Origin of the sequence: Streptomyces sp. A012304 (assembly GCF_026008495.1) — a bacterium.
Taxonomy (GTDB): Bacteria; Actinomycetota; Actinomycetes; order Streptomycetales; family Streptomycetaceae; genus Streptomyces.
Map to the genome: position 1 here is coordinate 158,258 of NZ_BQUN01000034.1, position 18,051 is coordinate 176,308.

An 18,051-nucleotide genomic window follows, 5' to 3' on the forward strand; every position below is an offset into this window, starting at 1 on the left:
GGGTCCGACCTGGTCAAGCGGCTCGGCAGCTCCCGCACCGCGGGCACCTGGATCGGCTCCGACGGCCGTCCGGTGGTCGCGGTCACCGATGAGAACACGGCGGCGACGGTCCGTGAGGCGGGCGCCGAGGCGAAGGTCGTCGGGCACAGCATGAACGAGCTGAAGTCGGCCACGGCGGCGCTGCGCGCGGCGCCCCGGGTCCCCGGCACGGCGTGGGTGCTGGACTACAAGTCCAACCAGGTCGTCGTGCGGGGCGACACCACCGTGTCGGCGTCCGCCTGGGCCGACCTGACGAAGGTCGCGTCGGGCATCGGCAGCTTCGTCCGTATGGAGCGCACCTCCGGCACCTTCACCACCCGCATCAACGGCGCCCAGCCCATCATCTCGGCGGGCGGGCGCTGTTCGGCGGGGTTCAACGTGACCAACGGCAGCAACGACTTCATCCTGACCGCCGGACACTGCGGGCCCACCGGCTCCACCTGGTTCGCGGACAGCCAGGGCACCCAGCAGGTGGGCCGCACGGTCAACTCCAGCTTCCCCGGCGGGGACTTCGCCCTGGTGCAGTACGCGAGCGGGGAGGCCGGCGAGGGCGCCGACATCGTGGCCATCGGGGACGGCAACGGGGTGCGCATCACGGGCGTCGGCGACGCGGCCGTCGGCCAGCGGGTGTTCCGCAGCGGCAGCACCACCGGGCTGCGCGAGGGCGAGGTCACCGGCCTGGACGCGACGGTCAACTACCCGGAGGGCACGGTCTCCGGGCTGATCGAGACGAACGTGTGCGCCGAGTCCGGTGACAGCGGCGGCCCGATGTTCTCCGAGGGCATCGCGCTCGGCATCACCTCGGGCGGCAGCGGCGACTGCACGGCGGGCGGTACGACGTTCTTCCAGCCGGTGACGAAGGCGCTGGCCCAGCTCGGTGTGCAGTTGATCGTGGCGGCGCCGTCCGACGTGGCGCAGAGCGGCGGCTCCCCCGCGCCGACCCAGGGCGAGCCGGAGCCGTCGCCGTCCTCGACGGCGGCCGCGATCGCGCCGGGCGCGGCCTCACCGGGTTCGACGACCCCGGTGACGGGCGGGTCGATCGGCACGTCGCTGGCCGCCCGGCTGACCGATCCCCGCAACATCGGGCCCGGTCTGCTGGTGATCGCGGGCAGCCTGGTCGCGCTCGTCGCCACCCGCTTCATCCGCGCGGAGCAGGACCGCAAGGCCTATCAGCGGTACTACTCGACGACGTGGGGATGAGGTGCCGTCGGGCCCGGGCCGGGTCAGCCGACCGCGAGCAGCACGGTGGCCGCCGCCGCGCCCACCAGCCCCACCGCCTGCCATCGGTCGACCCGCTCACGCAGCAGGACCAGGCCGAGGACGACGGGCAGGGCCGGGTACAGGGAGGCGATGACGACGGCGACCGCCAGCAGCTCACGGTGGGCGGCGAGCTGGAAGAGGGACAGGCCCAGCGCGGCCCCGGCACCGACCGCGAGGGCGGCCGCGCCGAGCGCCGGGGTGCCCGGCCGTCGCATGCGGCGGGCCGCGACCGGCAGCAGCACGGCCACGGCGGCGACCCGTCCCGCCGCCACGGGCCACAGCCCGCTGCCCGGGTCGGCCTGCCCGAGGGCGAGATACTGCACGGCGACGCCCGCGCTGGCGAGCAGCCCGTCCCGCACTCCGCCCCCGGCGACACCGCCCACACCGCCGCCGGCGACCAGCCACAGCGCGGGCACGGTGACGGCGATGCCGGTCCAGGCGAGAAGTCCGGGGCGGTCTCCGAGGAGGAGGACACCGCACACGACGGAGAGGGCGACGGAGGTGACGGCGCTCACGGGCACGACGACGCTCATCGCGCCGTGGCTGAGCCCCCGGTTGAGAAAGTGCATGGCGATCCCGCTGCCGACGCCCGACAGGGCGCCCCACGCCAGGTCGCCCCGGTGGACGGCCTCGGCGGGGACGACAAGGGCGACCGCCACGGCGAGAAGAAGGCCGCCGATCTGCCCGAGGAGGGTGACGGCGGCGAAGTGGGCGCGGCGGGACAGCAGCCCGCCGGCGAAATCGACGAGGCCGTAGAGGACGGCCGAGGAAAGTGCGAGGAGGGCACCCATGAGCTGTGGGGTGCCCTCGGACGGAGCTCCGATGCGGGTCGGCCCCGCGGTCGGACGGCGGTCAGGCCGCCTCGACCGGCTGCGGAACCGCGGCGGCCCACTCCATGACGAGCCGCTGGTACTCCTCGCGCTGCTCGACGCTCAGTGTCCCGCCCGACCGGAGCCACAGGGCCCGGATCTCCTCGTTGACCTCTTCGGCCGATCGCTCGGAGAGGCGTTCAACAGTGGTGGACATGGTGTGAATCTTACGATGTCGAGGGTGAAGGCGCCGTGAGTAATACCTAGTTAAACGGACAGAACGGACGTGTTGCTGATCACGTCCGTCTGTCCGTCCCCACGGCACGCCACGGCGCCCGTCAGGTGCCCGGCTTGCGGCCGTAGACGAAGACGTCGTCGCCGTTCTTCAGCAGCGACCAGTACTTCTTGGCGGCGGTCGTGGTCAGGTTGACGCAGCCGCGCGAACCCGGCGGGTTCCACATGCTGACGCTCGCGGAGTGGAACGCCTGGCCGCCGTCGAAGAACTGGCTGTAGGGCATCGGCACGTTGTAGATGCTGGAGACGTGGTCGATGTTGCGCCAGTAGATCTTCTTCAGGCCAGTGCGGGTCTCGTACCCGTCACGGCCGGTGCGGACCGGGACGGGACCGTAGACGAGCCGGCTGCCGTCCTGGATCCAGCTGAGCTGGAGCGTGAGGTTGACGCAGGCGATGCGGCCCTTGTTGGTCGGGCACTTGCCGTCCTTGTTGGGCTTGTTGCCGACCGCCTTCTGCTTGTTCATGAGATCCATCACTCCCCAGGTGACGGGTCCCGCGTAGCCGATGTTCGGCGTGATGCCGTGCTTGTTCTGGAAGGCCCGGATGGCCTTGCAGTCGGCGGCCGACTGCTTGCCGTCGACCGGCCTGCCGAGGAACTTCTCGACCTGCTTCTGGTACGGCCCGGCCTGCGTGGTGCAGCTCGCGGCCTGGGCCGGCGCCGCGCCCAGTGCGAGCGTCAACGGCGCGACCAGGCCCGTGACCCCGAGCGCGACGGCTCCTCGTCTGCGTATGTCCCCCATGGCTGCCCTCTCCCTGACATGAATGCGGCACGTCTCGTCCCACTAGACCGCTCGGCCGCGGCATCGGTTGTAGGGCTGCCCATGTTGTGACGAAACGGTGAACTTCCTGTCCGTCAGGGCACGCGCGCGGGAGACGCCGTCACCGGCTCCTGGGCGGGGAGTTCGCGCCGGGACCGGACCGGGGAGAGCGACACCGGCAGGAACGCCACCGCGAGCACGGCCCCGCCGACCCACAACGTCGCCCGCACGCCGATCAGTTCCCCGAGCAGGCCGGAGACGGCGGCGCCGACGGCGAGCGCTCCCGTCAGCAGGAACCGGAAGGTGGCGTTCATACGGCCGAGCAGGGCGTCCGGGGTCATGCGCTGGCGCAGGCTCACGCCGAGGACGTTGTCCGTGCCGATCTTGAGCATGGCCAGCACCCAGCCCGCGCCCGCGAGCCAGAGCCACGGGCCGCGTCCGATCAGCGGGACCAGCAGCGCGGCCGGTGCCAGGACGAGACCGGCGAGGGCGAGCGCACGGCCGTGGCCGAGGCGGGCGGCGAGCGGGCGGGCGCAGCGGGCGCCGAGCAGGAGCCCGAGGCCGCCGGCTCCCCAGTACAGGCCCAACGCGCCCGCCGACAGACCGAGTTCGCGGATGAAGAGGATCGGCAGCATGGTGTTGACGAGCTGCGAGCCGAGGTTGCTGAGGGCGGCGGTCAGGGCCAGGGCGCGCAGTTCGCGGTTGCCGAGGACATGCCGCAGGCCTTCGGCGATCTGATCCCGCAGGCCCGCCGTCCCCGCCGGGAGCCGGTCGGTCCCCCGGTGCCGTACGGCGAGCAGCTGGAGCGCCGAGGCGAGGTGGGCGCCGGCGGCGCAGACCACGGCGACGGGCGCGGTGAGGAGCTGGACGAGGCCGCCGCCCGCGCCGCGGCCGGCGATGTTGCCCACCGCCTGGAGGCCGACGACGGCGGAGTTCGCCTGGACGAGGGCGCCGCGGTCGACCAGTCGGGGCAGCACGCTCTGTGAGCCGACGTCGAAGAACACGGTCGCGCAGCCGCTCAGCAGAACGACCGCGTACAGCTGGCCGAGGGTGAGCGCGTCCCACCACCAGGCCAGCGGGACCGAGGCGAGCAGGGCGGCGCGGGCCAGGTCGGCGGCGACCAGGACCCGTCGCTGCCGCATCCGGTCCACCCAGGCCCCGGCCGGCAGCCCGATCAGCAGGAACGCCAGGGTGGACAGCGTCGCCAGGGCGCCGACCTGGCCGGGTGTCGCGTCCAGCGCGGCCACGGCGACGAGCGGGACGGCGACGTAACCGACGTTGGTGCCGAACTGGCTCAGCGCGGTGGCGGAGAACAGGACACGGAAGTCACGGACGTGCCAGGGCGAGGCGGGGCGGGTGGGGGTCTGCACGGGGGAACGCTGCCCGAGAACGCCCTGACAGGACAAGTGAAATGTTCTGCACGAACGATTGAGCGTCTCTACAGCGTCCGTCCCCCGGCGTCACCGCACGGCCGCTCCCGCCGGGTGGCGCCTCAGCGCCTTGTCACCGGTACCCCGTGGTGTCAGCCGGCTTGCCCCGGTCCTGTACCTCGACGATGTAGCGCCAGGCGTCGGGGCGGCTGCCGTCGAGGTCGGTGAACCCGTACTCCGGGGCGAGGCCGCCGCTGGAGAGGGACTGCCCGTTGAATCGGGACACCTTGGGGTCGGCGGCGAGGGCGGCGACCGCCCGGCCGACGTAGCGGGGCGTCTCGGAGATGGCGAAGTGCGGCACCGTCTCCAGGGCGTCGCGCCAGTTCTCCTCGCGTACGCCGTAATGGTCGAGCATCATCTCCGAGCGCAGCCAGCCGGGGGTGAGCGCGACGGCGGTGGCGCCGCGCGGGCCGAGTTCATGGCCGAGGGCGAAGGCCATGCGCAGGACGGACACCTTGGCGAGGTCGTAGAAGAAGCTGTTGCGGTAGGTGTCGCGGTTGTACTCGGCGGTTCCGTCGGTCATTTCGACGACCAGGCCGCCGGGGTGGCGCAGCAGCAGCGGCAGGGCGTGGTGGCTGGTGATCACGTGGGTCTCGACCGCGAGGCGCAGCAGCCGCAGGCCGTTGTCGAGGTCGTGCTCCCAGACGGGCGCCTCCCACTCGAAGAGGTTCTCGCCGCCCCAGATGTCGTTGACCAGGACGTCGAGCCGGCCCCGCTCGTCGGCGATCCGGTCGACGAGCGCGCGGACCTGCGCGGGGTCGAGATGGTCGGTGGGGACGGCGATCCCCTGGCCGCCGGCCTCGGTGACGAGGTCGGCGGTGTCCTCGATCGTCTCCGGGCGGTCGTACTCGGAGCGGCGGGCGCGGGTGGAGCGGCCGGTGACGTAGACGGTCGCCCCGGCCGCTCCAAGTTCCACGGCGATACCGCGCCCCGCGCCCCGGGTCGCCCCGGCGACCAGTGCGACCTTGCCTTCCAGCGAAACGGACATGTCCGGCCTCCCGTGTGTGTTCCGTCGATGCGTGATCGAGGATCGCGTGGAAGCCGGACATCTTCTGTCGTCTTTTGCGGACCCGTCGTCTTTCCTGGTCGCGGTCACCCGGTCGGGCGCAGCCGCTCCTCAAGGGCGTCGTCGTCCGGCAGGAACCAGAGCTGGCCGCCCTGGTTCGACTCGTACACGAAGTCGCGCAGCGCGGAGCTGTCGGCGACCTGCCGGGAGATGTCCCCGACGACGGCGAGTCGCAGCCGGTAGTTGGCGAACTTCTGCACGATCGCGCCCGCGACGCCCGACCGCAGCCGGAAGAACTCCTCCCCGACCCGCTCGGCGGGCACGCAGACGAGCTGCGCCTCCTGCCCGAACGCGTCACCGATCAGGTCGAGCGCCGCGCTCTCGCCGTCCAGGGACGGGCCGTCGGGGGCGCAGCGCAGGACACGGATGCCATGGAGGGTCACGAGCGTCGCAGTGGGTGTCATGTCCGCGATCGTACGGTGATCCGTCGCACCGTTCGCTTCCTTAATGGCCCCGGTCGATCCACTCCTGGAGGTGGGGTGCCTCGGCGCCGATGGTGGTGGCGTCGCCGTGACCGGTGAGGACCTTCGTCTCGGGCGGGAGGGTCAGGAGCCGGTCGCGGATGGAGGTGATGATCGTCGGGAAGTGGGAGTAGGAGCGGCCGGTGGCGCCGGGGCCGCCCTGGAAGAGGGTGTCGCCGGTGAACAGCACGCCGAGCCCGGGGTCGTACAGGCAGACCGCGCCGGGCGCGTGCCCGGGGGTGTGCAGGACGGTGAGGTCGGCCCCGGCTGCCTCGATGACCTGGCCGTCGGCCAGATGGGCGTCGGGTTCGCGGCCGGGGTGGGTCAGCTTCCACAGCGGCAGGTCGTCGGGGTGCAGCCAGATCGTCGCGCCCGTGAGGTCCGCGAGGGCGGGCGCGGCGCCGATGTGGTCGTTGTGGGCGTGGGTGCACACGATGGCGGTGAGGCGGCGGTCGCCGACGGCGGCGGCGATGGCCTGCGCGTCGTGCGCGGCGTCGATGACGACGGCCTCGTGGTCGTCGCCCACGATCCAGACGTTGTTGTCGACGTCCCAGGTTCCGCCGTCGAGGGTGAACTGGCCGGAGGTGACGAGGCGTTCGATGCGGGCGGCCATCACAGCACCACCACCGAGCGCAGCACGTCACCGTGGTGCATCCGCTCGAACGCCTTCTCCACCTCGTCGAGCTGGATGGTCTCGGTCACGAACGCCCCGAGATCCAGGCGGCCTTGCAGATGCAGGTCGATCAGCATGGGGAAGTCACGGGAGGGCAGGCAGTCGCCGTACCAGGACGACTTCAGCGCCCCGCCGCGCCCGAAGACGTCCAGCAGGGGCAGTTCGAGCTTCATCTCCGGTGTCGGGACGCCCACCAGGACCACCGTCCCGGCCAGGTCCCGGGCGTAGAAGGCCTGCCGGTAGGTCTCCGGGCGGCCGACGGCCTCGATGACGACGTCCGCGCCGAAGCCTCCGGTCAGTTCGCGGATCGCCTCGACCGGGTCCGTCTCCTTGGAGTTGACCGTGTGCGTGGCGCCCATCGTCCGGGCCGTCTCCAGCTTGCGGTCGTCGATGTCGACGGCGATGATCTTCGCGGCGCCCGCCAGGTTCGCCCCCGCGATCGCCGCGTCCCCGACGCCGCCGCAGCCGATCACGGCCACGCTGTCACCCCGGCCGACGTTGCCCGTGTTGATCGCCGCCCCGATGCCGGCCATCACACCGCAGCCCAGCAGCCCGGCCACCGCCGGCGACACCGAAGGGTCCACCTTGGTGCACTGTCCGGCCGCCACCAGCGTCTTCTCGGCGAACGCCCCGATGCCCAGCGCCGGCGAGAGTTCCGTGCCGTCGGTCAGAGTCATCTTCTGCCGCGCGTTGTGGGTGTCGAAGCAGTACCAGGGCCTGCCCCGCAGACACGCCCGGCACCGCCCGCACACCGCACGCCAGTTGAGGATCACGAAGTCGCCCGGCGCGACCTCCGTGACGCCGTCACCGACCGACTCCACCACACCCGCCGCCTCGTGCCCGAGCAGGAAGGGGAACTCGTCGTTGATCCCGCCCTGTTTGTAGTGCAGATCGGTGTGGCACACCCCGCAGGCCTGGATCCTCACCACGGCCTCCCCCGGCCCCGGGTCCGGCACCACGATCGTCTCCACCCGTACCGGCTCGTCCTTGCCCGGTGCGATCACACCCCGCACTTCCTGCGCCATGGCACTGTCCCTTTCGTCGGCGGCCAACCGTTGCCCCGACCCTACGCGTGACTGATCGGTAAGGGCACGGGCGACAGGGCCTCCCATCGGCCGGAACACCTCCTTCCGGCCAGCTGCCGGCGCTGTCCGCGTAGCCTGAACGGCGCCATCCGAAACCGTCCCGCGCAACCGTCCCGAGGAGCCTTGTGAGCACCGCAGAATCAGCCGCCGTCCCGCCCCCGTGGCGTCTGCTCCTCGGTTACGTACGGCCGCACCGCTGGGCGCTGCTGGCGGGGGCGCTGCTCTCGCTGGTCACCGGGGCGACCGGGCTGCTGCTGCCGCTGGTGGCGCGGGGCCTGATCGACGACCTGGCGCACGACCGGGCGATCACCGGCGCGCTGCTCGGGCTGTCGGCGCTGGTCGTGGCCAACGCGTCGGTGGGCGCGCTGGGTTCCTACGTGCTGCGGCGGACGGCCGAGTCGGTGGTGCTGGAGGCGCGGCGCGCGCTGTCGTCGTATCTGCTGCGGCTGCGGATCACGGCGGTGGACCGCAGCGAGCCGGGTGATCTCATGGCGCGCATCACCTCCGACACGACCCTGCTGCGGGAGGTCACCACCGACTCGCTGGTCGGCCTCGGCACCGGCGGGCTGACGCTCGTGGCGACGGTGGTGCTGATGGGGGTGGTGGATCCGGTGCTGCTCGGCGTCACGCTGGCGGTGATCCTGGGCGCCGGCACGGTCCTCGGGGTGATCGTGCCGCGCATCAACCGGGCCAGCCGGCGGGCGCAGGACGCGGTGGGCGTGATGGGGGCCTCCCTGGAGCGGGTGCTGGGCGCGCTGCGCACGGTGAAGGCGTCGGGCGCGGAGGCCCGCGAGGAGCGGGCGCTGCACGAGGCTGCCGAGGAGTCGTGGCGGCAGAGCGTGCGGGCCGCCAAGTGGTCGGCGGCGGCGGGCAACACGGCCGGCCTGGCGATGCAGACCGCGTTCATCACGGTGCTGGCGGTGGGCGGGGCGCGGGTGGCGACGGGCGCGATCGACGTCGCGACGCTGGTGGCGTTCCTGCTGTACGTCTTCTATCTGATGTCCCCGATCCAGCAGGTGGTCGGTGCGATCACCCAGTACCAGACCGGTTCGGCGGCCCTCGGGCGGATCCAGGAGGCGCTGCGGCTGCCCGCCGAGCCCGCCGCCCGGCCCGCGCCGCTGCCGTCGCCGGCCGCCGAACCGGCCTCGCTCGCCTTCACCGACGTGCGTTTCCGGTACGCCGACGACCTGCCGTACGTCCACCACGGGGTGAGCTTCGAGGTCCCGGCCCGGGGCATGACGGCGTTCGTCGGGCCGTCCGGCGCGGGCAAGACCACGGTGTTCTCGCTGATCGAGCGGTTCTACGACCCCGAGTCCGGCACCATCAGCCTCGACGGCCGGGCCCTGCCCGACTGGGAGCTGCCGCGGCTGCGGTCCGCGATCGGGTACGTCGAGCAGGACGCCCCCGTGCTGTCGGGCAGCCTGCGCGACAACCTGCTGCTGGGCAACCCGGACGCCGACGAGGACGCCGTGCGGCGTGTGCTGAAGACGACCCGGCTGGAGGACCTGGTCGACCGGCTGCCGCAGGGTCTGGACACGCTGGTCGGGCATCGGGGGACCAAGCTGTCCGGCGGGGAACGGCAGCGTGTGTCCATCGCCCGCGCCCTGCTGCGCGCCCCCCGGCTGCTGCTGCTCGACGAGGCGACCTCGCAGCTGGACGCGGTGAACGAGGCGGCGCTGCGCGACACGGTCACCGACGTCGCCCGCACCACGACCGTGCTGGTCGTCGCCCACCGGCTGTCGACGGTCACCACGGCCGACCGGATCGTGGTCATGGACGCCGGCCGGGTGCGCGCGGTGGGCACGCACCGTGAGCTGGTCGCGGCCGATCCGCTGTACGCGGAGCTGGCGGCGACCCAGTTCCTCGCGACGGCCGAGTGAGCGGACCACCGGCGGCGATGCGTCGAGTGGGGATCGTCCCTTCCGGCGACGCGCCGGACGGCTCGCGGACACGGAGCGGGTGGAGCCGCTCACCCGACAGGCACGGCACCACCCCTGCGCTTGCCGGGGCCGGTGGGGCGGAGGAGTCTCGGAAGGGAGGGCCCGGCGGCCCGTCCTCCCTCGGTCGCGGCCCTCTTCAGGAGGTCACCATGGGTATGGCAGGTTCCACCTTCGACGCCGACACTCTGCGCCGGGGCATCGAAGCGGACACGTCGGAGACACTGTTGTCGCTCTACGCGGACGACGCGGAACTGCGCGTCGTCGACCGCAACACCCAGCCGAGCCGTCCCGCCGTGCTGCACGGCCGGGACGAGATCGCCCGGCTGCTCGACGACGTCTACAGCCGCGACATGACGCACAAGCTGGAGGACTGCGTCGTCCAGGGCGACCGCGCCGCGTACAGCGAGTCCTGCGTGTACTCGGACGGGGTGCGTGTCCTGTCCGAGTCGATGCTCTCGTTGCGCGACGGCAAGATCGTCGATCAGACGCTGATCCAGGCCTGGGACGAGTAGCGGCAGGGACACCGCCCGGCCGGTCACCGCAGCCGGCGGGGCGGTGCGGAGCGGGCCCGTCGGGGCGACGGGAGTGAAGTGGCCGCTTTCGCAGGGTCGTTCACCCCTTCGCCGGCTCCGCGCCCCCATACTGTGCGTCGTGCGAGTGGCGATCATGACGGCGGGCTCCCGGGGCGATGTGGCCCCCTTCACCGGTCTGGGGCACGCGCTGGTGCGCGCGGGCCACGAGGTCACCCTGGTCACCCATGGGCGTTTCGCGCCGCTGGTGGCGGGATCGGGCGTGGGCTTCCATCCGCTGCCGGTGGATCCGCGGGCGGAGCTGGAGTCGGAACGGGGACGCGGGCTGCACCGCAGCACCAGCGGCGTGGGCAAGCTGTTGCGGGTGGCCCGGATGGCACGGGCGCTGGTCGCGGACATGACCGACGACCTGCTGGCCGCCGCCCGCACCAGTGACGTCCTGCTGCTGTCGGCCTCGATGGCGCCGCTGGGCCACACCATCGCCGAGGGGCTGTCCCTGCCCAGCCTCGGCCTCTACCTCCAACCCGTCGCACCCACACGGGAGTTCGCGCCACCGATGCTCGGGGGCGGGTCGTGGGGGGCGATCGGCAACCGGCTCGCCGGGCACGGGGTCGAGCTCGCCGTCGAGCAGGTCTTCGCCCCGGCCCTGCCGGTGGTCCGCGCCCGGCTGGGCCTGCCCGCGGCGCGCCGCCGTGGTGCGGGACGGCGGGCCCGCGAGCGGCACGGGTGGCCCGTCCAGCACGGCTTCAGCGCCGAGGTGCTGCCCCGCCCCCGCGACTGGCGGCCGGGACTGGACATCGCCGGCTACTGGTGGCCGTACGACCGCGAGCGGCGGCTTCCGGCCATGCTGCGGGACTTCCTGGACGCGGGGCCGCCGCCGGTCTTCGTCGGGCTGGGCAGTGCCACGGTGCCCGACCCGGGGCGGGTCAGCGCCGAGATCGTGCGGGCGCTGCGGCGGGCCGGGCTGCGCGGGGTGATCCAGAGCGGCTGGGCGGGTCTGGCGGCGGACGGCCCGGACATGCTGACCGTCGACGAGGTCCCGCACTCCCTGCTCTTCCCCGAGACGGCCGCGGTCGTCCACCACTGCGGCGCGGGCACGACGGCGGCCGGGGTACGGGCCGGGGTGCCGGCGGTGCCGGTGCCGATCCAGTTCGACGGGGGGTTCTGGGCGGACCGGCTGGTGGCGATCGGAGTGGCGCCGCGCGTGGTCCCGTTGCGCGAGCTGACCGCCGACACGCTGGCGTCGGCGCTGGTGCGGGCGACCCGCGAGGACCGCTTCAGTGAGCGGGCGCGGGAGGTGGGGGCCCGGGTGCGGGCGGAGGACGGGACGGGACGGGTGGTGGAGGCGGTCGGGCGGATGGCCTGACGGGCCGGAGCCCGATCCGGTTGTGCGTGCGGGTGGTTGTCCGGCGAGTTCCGCCCGCCGCGCGGCGAGATGGGCCGTCTGCCGCGGCCCCAGGTACCTGATCGAGGTGCGCGCGCCCGGCCCCGCGCCCCGGGACCACCCCGAGGTGACCGCCGCGTGGGCGCGCGACTGGCCCGGTGAGGAGATCCGGAAGGCCCGGCCGACGGGCTGAACCGCCGGCGGCCGGCGGGTCAGGACGCGCCCGGCGTCCACCCCGTCGGCCGCAGGATGCCGAGCAGTTGGCGGACCAGTTCGTCCACCACCTCGTCCAGGGTGGCGTCCACCCAGCCGGCGCTCCAGTCGTGCAGGAGGCCGTTGACGCTGCCGATGAACGCCGTCGCCGCGAGGCGGTAGTCGCGGGGGGCGGCCTCGCCGCGGGCGGCGGCCTGTGTGGCCTCGGCGCAGATCAGGTCGATCCAGCGGGCGCGGCGGGCCAGACGCTGTTCCTCCAGGCGCGGGCTGACTCCGACGATCTCGACGAAGGTGATGCGGATGCGGCGCGGGTCGCCGGTGACGTCGCCCGCGTAGGCACGGAAGATGGCGGTGGCCCGGTCGGCGAGCGGCAGGTCCTGGGCGTCGGCGAGCGCGGCCACGACCGCCTCCTCGGCCCAGTCGTTGACCTGGAGGTGCAGCGCCGCCAGGACGTCCTCCAGGGTGCGGAACTCCTCGTAGAACTGACGGGTCGACAGACCGGCCGCCTCGCTGAGGGCGGCGACCGTCGTGCCCCGGTAGCCGGGGGTGTCGCCGAACAGCCGCAGCGCCGCGTCCAGGAATCTGCGGCGCCGCTCGGCCTGCCGCTCCGCGGCGGACTTTCCGGCGTACCGGCCGGTCGGCGCCCTCAGCCTGCCCGCCACTGGCCCTCCCCTGTCGCTGTGTCGGTCGATTTTGTCGTGTACGCAGTCTTGTGGCGAAGGCCACCCCTTCCTTACTTTCCAGTAAGTCAACTCTGAACGCACCCGTGTTCAGATCAGGGCGAGCCTTTCCGCGCGCCCACGCACCCGCCCCCACCCAGAGGAGAGAGCACTCATGCCTGCCTTCACCACCAGGCACCTATGCTCCGTGGCCGCCGCCCTCGTCCTGACCGTCACCGTCCCCGCGACCGCCGCCTCCGCCGCCACCGCCGCTCCCGGCGCGGCCGCGCTGCGCGAGGTGATGTTCGTCGGCAACAACTGGGACGGCACCGCCGATGTCATCAAGTCCAGCGGGGACTTCGCGAAGATCGGCCGGATCAACGTCGTCCCCGACAAGGACCAGCGGATGGCGGAGATCAACGCCGACCCGATCCGCTGGATCGCCTTCATGACCATCCGCAACAGCGTCGGCGAGGGCCACGACCAGTTCGTCGACGACATGTACTCCACGCCGGACGGCTCCTCGGTGGTCGTCTCGCGGCCCAGCTTCGCCGACGTGGTCTCGATCGACCTGTCGACGGGGGCCATCAACTGGCGCTTCCCGGTGTCGGGCTTCCGCTCCGACCACATGGCCGTCTCCCCCGACGGCACCCGCGTCGCGGTCTCCGCCTCCACGTCGAACACCGTGCACGTGCTGGACATCAACACCGGCAAGCAGCTCGGTTCGTACTCCACGGGGGACAAGCCGCACGAGAACATCTTCACCAAGGACGGCAAGTACATCTACACCATGTCGATCGGCGAGGTGAACACCGCGCTCGACGCCCCGTGGCTGGACTGGACGAAGGGCGACCGGCGCGTCACCGTCGTCGACGCGACCACCTTCCAGCAGGTCAAGGTCATCGACATGCGTCAGCGCCTGGACGCGATCGGCCTCTCCGACTACTCGGACGCCGTCCGCCCCGCGGTGCTCTCCCCGGACGAGTCCAAGCTGTACTTCCAGGTCTCGTTCTTCAACGGCTTCTTCGAGTACGACATCGCCACCGACAAGATCACCCGGACGAAGACCCTGCCGAAGAACCCGGCGACCAGCGACGACCGCACCACCTTCGTCAACGACTCGCGTCACCACGGCCTGTCGATGAGCCCCGACGGCAGCAAGCTGTGCGTCGCGGGCACCATGGACGACTACGCGACGGTCGTGAACCGCGCCACCCTCCAGGAGGGTCCGCTCGTCACCGCGTCCAAGCCCTACTGGGCCACGGTCAGCGGCGACGGCAAGAGCTGTGTCGTCTCCGAGAGCGGCACCGACCAGGTCACGGCGATCGACTTCGCCACCGGTCGGAAGGTCGTGTCGGTGCCGGTGGGCGACCACCCGCAGCGCGTCCGGCTGGGCCATGTCGCCGCCGACTGGACGAGCCCCGGCGACTGACTCACCCGAACCGTTCCGTCAGGAAGCCGACGACGCGTCCCGCCCCGTCCTCCGTCGCCAGCCGGCGTGCGACGGCCCCGGCCGAGCGGGCGTGCTCCGGCCGGCGCACGGCGCGGTCGACGGCGTCCGCGAGCGCCTCGGCCGTCAGGGACGCGAACGGCAGGGGCGCGGTGGCGGCGCCCAGCGCGGCCAGCCGTGCCGCCCAGAACGGCTGGTCCGCCGACACCGGCACCGGTACCGCGGGCACCCCGGCGCGCAGTCCGGCCGCCGCGGTGCCCGCTCCGGCGTGGTGGACCACGGCGGCCGTCCGGGGGAAGAGCAGCTCGTGGGGCACGTCCCCGACGGTGAGGACGTCGTCGCCGTCGGCGGCGAGCTGTGCGCTGCCGCTCTGCAGGACGCCGCGCAGACCGGCGGCGCGCAGGGCCCGTACGGCGAGGGCACCGAGCCGTTCGCCGTGCCCGGCCGCCATGCTGCCGAAGCCGACGAACACGGGCGGCGGGCCGGCCGCGAGGAAGTCCTCCACCTCGGTGGGCAGGCGCGCGGTGTCGACATGGGGCCACCAGGTGCCGACTATCTCCAGTCCGGGGCGCCAGTCGGACGGGCGCGGCACGAGCGCCGTGCTGAAACCGTGCAGGACGGGCCAGTGCGCCCGCTCCTGCCTGCGGCGCGTCGCGGCGGGGGTGCGGGCGGGCAGCTCCAGACGGCGGCGCAGCGCGGTGACGGCCGGACCGTAGACGCGGTCGGCCATGCGCAGCGCCAGCCGGCCGGCGAGGCGGTTGCCGGGGCGGCTCAGTGAGCGGGTGGCGGTCACGGTGGGCGGGAAGTCGCCGGTGGGCGCGGTGGGTTGCAGGTAGACGCCGACCGAGGGGACGCCGGTGGCCTCGGTGAGGTGCCAGCCGAGCGGGGCGGTGGTGGCCGACAGCAGGAGCAGGTCGGTGTCCGGGGTCACCGCGTCGGCGAAGCCCTGCCCCAGTTCGGTGATGAAGTCGACGGCGCTGCGCAGGAGTTCGCGTCGGCCCAAGGCGTCGCCGCGCGCCCGGCCGGGCAGTCGGCGGAACTCCGCTCCGCACGCCCGCGCCAGCGGAGCGAACTCCTCGGTCGCGGCCAGCGCGACGTCGTGTCCCGCGCCACGCAGCCGCGCGCCCAGTCCGGTGTACGGGGCGATGTCGCCGCGGGATCCGGCGGCGGCGATCAGGATTCTCACGGGTGCTCCTCACCGGGGACGCGGGCCGCGTTGTGGTGCACGGCCTCGCACAGGTAGGCGGCCAGGCCCGGGCGTTGTTCCGCCACGGGCACGACCAGCGCGAAGGCGCGCGGGTCGGCGACGAAGTCGTCGGCGACACGGCGGTGCATAGCGGGCGGGCAGTCGGTGAACCAGCGGGTGATGTGCCGGCGGTGTTCCTCGGCGAGGTCCATGGCCCGCTCGCCGTCGGCGGGTTCGCCGGCGTCGAAGGCGTCGAGCAGCGCGGTGCGCCAGTCGGCGGCCTCGGCCATCAGGCGCCGCCAGTCCTCCTTGCTGTGGGACCCGGCGCGTGCCATGGCCTCCCGCTGCCCCGGAGAGTCGGCCCACTTCAGCCGGGCCTCGGTGGCGTAGCTGAGGTCGAAGGCGATACCGCCGAAGACGTCGAAGCGTTCCTCCGGGGTGAGGGACACCCCGGTCTGCTGGACCTCGATGGCCCGCTCGGCGACCTCCACGAGCCGCTGGAGCCGGGCGATCTCCTCGGTCAACTGCCGCTGTCGCGCCCGGAGCCGGTCCAGGGCGTTGGCCTGGGGGTCCGTCAGGACGGCGGCGATCTCGTCGAGGGGGAAGCCGAGCGCGCGATAGAAGAGGATCTGCTGGAGCCGGGCCAGATCGGCGTCGTCGTAGAGCCGGTATCCGGCCCGGCTGCGGCCCTGCGGGGTGAGCAGACCCGTCCGGTCGTAGTGGTGCAGTGTGCGCACCGACACGCCGGCGAAGTCCGCGACCTGCCGCACGGAGTACCTCATCCATCTGCCCTTTCGTCGAGGTCGAGCCTCGACCCTGACGTAAGGGGAGGGTCAAGCCGCGATCATCCCAGCTTCTGCGCGACCCAGGAGGCGAGTTCCGCGCGGGCCGCCGCCAGCAGGGTGGTGGACGGTGCGCTCGCGCCGTTGGTGACCAGGGCGTAGTGCAGGGTGCCCGAGTCGGAGGTGGTGAGCAGCAGACGGCGGCTGCCCGTGCCGCCCGGCTCGGGGGCCGCGGCGATCTTCGTGGTGTTCGTGTAGGCGGGCGGGGCGTGGACCGTGCCCAGGTCGGAGACGACGGTGGTGCCGGCGGTCGGGAAGGAGGCGGGCAGATGCAGTTCGGTGGGGGCCGCGGTGCCGTTGGAGCGCCAGACCAGCAGGCCGTACTGGCCGGAGCCGACCAGCTGGGCCACGTTCGGCAGGGAGCTGGGCACCGGGTTCCAGGTGAGGGTGGTGGAGCCGTCGCGGGAGCGGTCCTCGTAGGTGAAGGCGAGGGTGGTGCCGCTGGTGGCGCTGGGGTAGATCCGGTCGAGCAGCCGGGCGTCCTGACGCAGCGTCGCCTTGCCGGTGTCGTCGAGGCGTACGGCGGAGAGGTCCTCGTCGTTCCAGGCGTCGCCGGTGGTGAGGACCTTGTCGGGGTTGCCGTTCATCAGCTCGTGGTGGCGGCCGTTGTAGATGTCCCACTGCCACTGCTGTCCGGAGAGGACGGGGCCGGAGGCCGCCGGGGTCGTCCACCAGTTCGCGCCCTTCACCCGTGAGTCGAGCGCCTGGTACATGGCCTTCAGGACGGTCGGCGCCTTGTCCGCGACCGTGCCCGCGAGGGGGTGGCCGAACTCGCTGACCACGGCGGTGGTGCCGGCCGCCGCCGCCCGGTCGCGGACCGTGCCGAAGTCGGTGGCGTACTGGCCGTCGGCCGCCTTGCCCCACATCAGGATGCCGGAGATGGCCTTCTGGTCGTAGAAGTGGGTGTTGAAGACATAGCGGGAGCCGAGGGTGCCCGCGTCGAGGAGGCCGCCCTCCTCCTTGCTGACGTTGCCGTTCCAGAAGAGGTTCGGCTCGACCAGGGCGGGCTTGTCCTGCCAGCCGGCCGCGTCCATCCGGGCCCGGAACTTCACATAGAAGGGCCACAGCAGGTCGCGTTCCCAGGTGCGGCTGTTCTGTCCGGAGTCGTAGGTGCCGGCGTAGGGCTCGTTGTAGGGGTCGAAGCCGACGACGCCGGCGAACTGCTCGGCGGTCAGGTTCTGTTTGACGTAGGCCATGGTCCGCTGGGCGGTGGTGAGGAAGGCGTCCTGGAGGCCGTACGCGTTGTGCCAGAAGTCGTGCTGGGCGGCCTTGACCGCGCCGTTCTGGGTGATGTTCTGGCCCCAGAGGAAGCAGATGCCGCAGGACTCGTCGGGGTAATGGCCCAGGTCCACGGCCCACTGGGGGGCGCCGTCGCCGGTGTACCAGCTGTCGGGGTCGAAGAGGTACCGGGAGTAGAGGTCCTGGTGGAAGTCGGGGTAGACGCGGACGCCGGCGTCGAGGAAGGCGCGCATCTGGTCGGTGGCGGCTGCCAGGTAGGCGGTGTCGACCTGGCCGCGCACCGGCTCGGCGTAGGCCCAGGAGAGCAGGAAGCGCACGGAGTTCCCGCCGCCGAGGGCGCGCAGGGCGGTCGCCGACTTCTTGGCGTCGGTGACCGAGGCGAAGGGCAGACCGTTGTTCTCGGCGAGCTTGGTCTCGCCGGAGACGTTGTAGCCGCGCAGGACGACCTCGCGGCCGGCTCCGTCGACGAAGCGGCCGCCGGAGACCGTGAGGGGGGTGCCGTCGAACGGGAGGGAGTCGGGGAGGGGGGCGGCGGTGGCGGTCGGGGTACCCGTCACCGTCAGGAATCCGCACAGGACGACCAGAACAGCGAGCAGACGTGCCCGGATATTCGGCATGTCCACTACAGTCCGGTGATTTCCGGACACCGTCAATAGCTTCTGACCCCCGAGTAAGTTGGTTATCAGTCACCCCAGGGGTCCGCGCCGTCCCAGCGGCAGCCCGCGCACCCGGC

The 18,051-nt window shown here is 72.6% G+C and carries 17 protein-coding genes; 5 read left to right on the plus strand and 12 right to left on the minus strand.

Annotation, left to right across the window (positions count from 1 at the left end; genetic code table 11):
• Nucleotides 1–1,239, plus strand: a 1,239-nt coding sequence (locus ALMP_RS07765; RefSeq protein WP_264925495.1) for a S1 family peptidase, incomplete at its 5' end; no start/stop codon positions are given.
• Nucleotides 1,240–1,262: 23 nt separating this feature from the next.
• On the opposite strand, the gene ALMP_RS07770 is transcribed toward ALMP_RS07765, so the two are convergent.
• The 8 genes from ALMP_RS07770 to ALMP_RS07805 all read right to left on the minus strand — a co-directional run bounded on the left by ALMP_RS07770 (nucleotide 1,263) and on the right by ALMP_RS07805 (nucleotide 7,815).
• A complete protein-coding gene (locus ALMP_RS07770) occupies nucleotides 1,263–2,090 on the minus strand; it encodes an EamA family transporter (RefSeq protein ID WP_264925496.1) in 828 nt (275 codons plus the stop codon).
• 61 nt (nucleotides 2,091–2,151) lie between these two features.
• Nucleotides 2,152–2,325, minus strand: a complete 174-nt coding sequence (locus ALMP_RS07775; protein WP_264925497.1) for a hypothetical protein — start codon at nucleotides 2,323–2,325, stop codon at nucleotides 2,152–2,154.
• A 121-nt stretch (nucleotides 2,326–2,446) separates the two neighbouring features.
• Entirely contained in the window at nucleotides 2,447–3,142 is a 696-nt protein-coding gene (locus ALMP_RS07780) for a L,D-transpeptidase family protein (RefSeq protein WP_264925498.1), read from the minus strand.
• Nucleotides 3,143–3,255: 113 nt separating this feature from the next.
• A complete protein-coding gene (locus ALMP_RS07785; protein WP_264925499.1) occupies nucleotides 3,256–4,530 on the minus strand; it encodes an MFS transporter in 1,275 nt (424 codons plus the stop codon).
• Between the two features lie 133 nt (nucleotides 4,531–4,663).
• Nucleotides 4,664–5,578, minus strand: a complete 915-nt coding sequence (locus ALMP_RS07790; RefSeq protein ID WP_264925501.1) for an SDR family oxidoreductase — start codon at nucleotides 5,576–5,578, stop codon at nucleotides 4,664–4,666.
• A 104-nt stretch (nucleotides 5,579–5,682) separates the two neighbouring features.
• Entirely contained in the window at nucleotides 5,683–6,060 is a 378-nt protein-coding gene (locus tag ALMP_RS07795; RefSeq protein WP_264925503.1) for a DUF4180 domain-containing protein, read from the minus strand.
• 40 nt (nucleotides 6,061–6,100) lie between these two features.
• Entirely contained in the window at nucleotides 6,101–6,730 is a 630-nt protein-coding gene (locus ALMP_RS07800; protein WP_264925505.1) for an MBL fold metallo-hydrolase, read from the minus strand.
• Nucleotides 6,730–7,815: an S-(hydroxymethyl)mycothiol dehydrogenase gene (locus ALMP_RS07805; RefSeq protein ID WP_264925506.1), complete on the minus strand. Its 1,086-nt coding sequence runs from the start codon at nucleotides 7,813–7,815 to the stop codon at nucleotides 6,730–6,732. Before ALMP_RS07805 ends, ALMP_RS07800 begins: the two co-directional genes overlap by 1 nt.
• Before the next feature lie 185 nt (nucleotides 7,816–8,000).
• Between ALMP_RS07805 and ALMP_RS07810 the strand changes: the two genes are divergently transcribed.
• From ALMP_RS07810 to ALMP_RS07820, 3 genes are all read left to right on the plus strand, one after another.
• On the plus strand, nucleotides 8,001–9,755 hold the full coding sequence (locus ALMP_RS07810) for an ABC transporter ATP-binding protein (protein ID WP_264925507.1): 1,755 nt from the start codon (nucleotides 8,001–8,003) through the stop codon (nucleotides 9,753–9,755).
• Nucleotides 9,756–9,964: 209 nt separating this feature from the next.
• Nucleotides 9,965–10,327 carry a nuclear transport factor 2 family protein gene (locus ALMP_RS07815; protein ID WP_264925509.1) on the plus strand — a complete coding sequence of 121 codons (363 nt, stop codon included), beginning with the start codon at nucleotides 9,965–9,967 and terminating at the stop codon, nucleotides 10,325–10,327.
• A 154-nt stretch (nucleotides 10,328–10,481) separates the two neighbouring features.
• Entirely contained in the window at nucleotides 10,482–11,711 is a 1,230-nt protein-coding gene (locus ALMP_RS07820) for a glycosyltransferase (protein ID WP_264925567.1), read from the plus strand.
• 230 nt (nucleotides 11,712–11,941) lie between these two features.
• On the opposite strand, the gene ALMP_RS07825 is transcribed toward ALMP_RS07820, so the two are convergent.
• On the minus strand, nucleotides 11,942–12,604 hold the full coding sequence (locus tag ALMP_RS07825) for a TetR/AcrR family transcriptional regulator (protein WP_264925511.1): 663 nt from the start codon (nucleotides 12,602–12,604) through the stop codon (nucleotides 11,942–11,944).
• A 172-nt stretch (nucleotides 12,605–12,776) separates the two neighbouring features.
• Here ALMP_RS07825 and ALMP_RS07830 point away from each other — a divergent pair, with 172 nt between their 5' ends.
• Nucleotides 12,777–14,033, plus strand: a complete 1,257-nt coding sequence (locus ALMP_RS07830; RefSeq protein WP_264925512.1) for a YncE family protein — start codon at nucleotides 12,777–12,779, stop codon at nucleotides 14,031–14,033.
• A 1-nt stretch (nucleotide 14,034) separates the two neighbouring features.
• On the opposite strand, the gene ALMP_RS07835 is transcribed toward ALMP_RS07830, so the two are convergent.
• The 3 genes from ALMP_RS07835 to ALMP_RS07845 form a co-directional block, all read right to left on the minus strand.
• A complete protein-coding gene (locus tag ALMP_RS07835; protein ID WP_264925513.1) occupies nucleotides 14,035–15,237 on the minus strand; it encodes a glycosyltransferase in 1,203 nt (400 codons plus the stop codon).
• Complete coding sequence (locus tag ALMP_RS07840) at nucleotides 15,234–16,019, minus strand: MerR family transcriptional regulator (RefSeq protein WP_264925514.1); 786 nt, start codon at nucleotides 16,017–16,019, stop codon at nucleotides 15,234–15,236. The genes ALMP_RS07835 and ALMP_RS07840 overlap by 4 nt, the downstream gene beginning before the upstream one ends.
• 62 nt (nucleotides 16,020–16,081) lie before the next feature.
• A complete protein-coding gene (locus tag ALMP_RS07845) occupies nucleotides 16,082–17,935 on the minus strand; it encodes a cellulase family glycosylhydrolase (protein WP_264925515.1) in 1,854 nt (617 codons plus the stop codon).
• Nucleotides 17,936–18,051: the final 116 nt, after the last annotated feature.

What these genes read in the sequence shown, in the direction of transcription:
- ALMP_RS07770 (WP_264925496.1), bottom strand. Translation starts at nt 2,090, where the DNA reads ATGGGTGCCCTCCTCGCACTTTCCTCGGCCGTCCTCTACGGCCTCGTC.
- ALMP_RS07775 (WP_264925497.1), bottom strand. Translation starts at nt 2,325, where the DNA reads ATGTCCACCACTGTTGAACGCCTCTCCGAGCGATCGGCCGAAGAGGTC.
- ALMP_RS07780 (WP_264925498.1), bottom strand. Translation starts at nt 3,142, where the DNA reads ATGGGGGACATACGCAGACGAGGAGCCGTCGCGCTCGGGGTCACGGGC.
- ALMP_RS07790 (WP_264925501.1), bottom strand. Translation starts at nt 5,578, where the DNA reads ATGTCCGTTTCGCTGGAAGGCAAGGTCGCACTGGTCGCCGGGGCGACC.
- ALMP_RS07795 (WP_264925503.1), bottom strand. Translation starts at nt 6,060, where the DNA reads ATGACACCCACTGCGACGCTCGTGACCCTCCATGGCATCCGTGTCCTG.
- ALMP_RS07800 (WP_264925505.1), bottom strand. Translation starts at nt 6,730, where the DNA reads ATGGCCGCCCGCATCGAACGCCTCGTCACCTCCGGCCAGTTCACCCTC.
- ALMP_RS07805 (WP_264925506.1), bottom strand. Translation starts at nt 7,815, where the DNA reads ATGGCGCAGGAAGTGCGGGGTGTGATCGCACCGGGCAAGGACGAGCCG.
- ALMP_RS07815 (WP_264925509.1), top strand. Translation starts at nt 9,965, where the DNA reads ATGGGTATGGCAGGTTCCACCTTCGACGCCGACACTCTGCGCCGGGGC.
- ALMP_RS07820 (WP_264925567.1), top strand. Translation starts at nt 10,482, where the DNA reads ATGACGGCGGGCTCCCGGGGCGATGTGGCCCCCTTCACCGGTCTGGGG.
- ALMP_RS07830 (WP_264925512.1), top strand. Translation starts at nt 12,777, where the DNA reads ATGCCTGCCTTCACCACCAGGCACCTATGCTCCGTGGCCGCCGCCCTC.
- ALMP_RS07840 (WP_264925514.1), bottom strand. Translation starts at nt 16,019, where the DNA reads ATGAGGTACTCCGTGCGGCAGGTCGCGGACTTCGCCGGCGTGTCGGTG.
- ALMP_RS07845 (WP_264925515.1), bottom strand. Translation starts at nt 17,935, where the DNA reads ATGCCGAATATCCGGGCACGTCTGCTCGCTGTTCTGGTCGTCCTGTGC.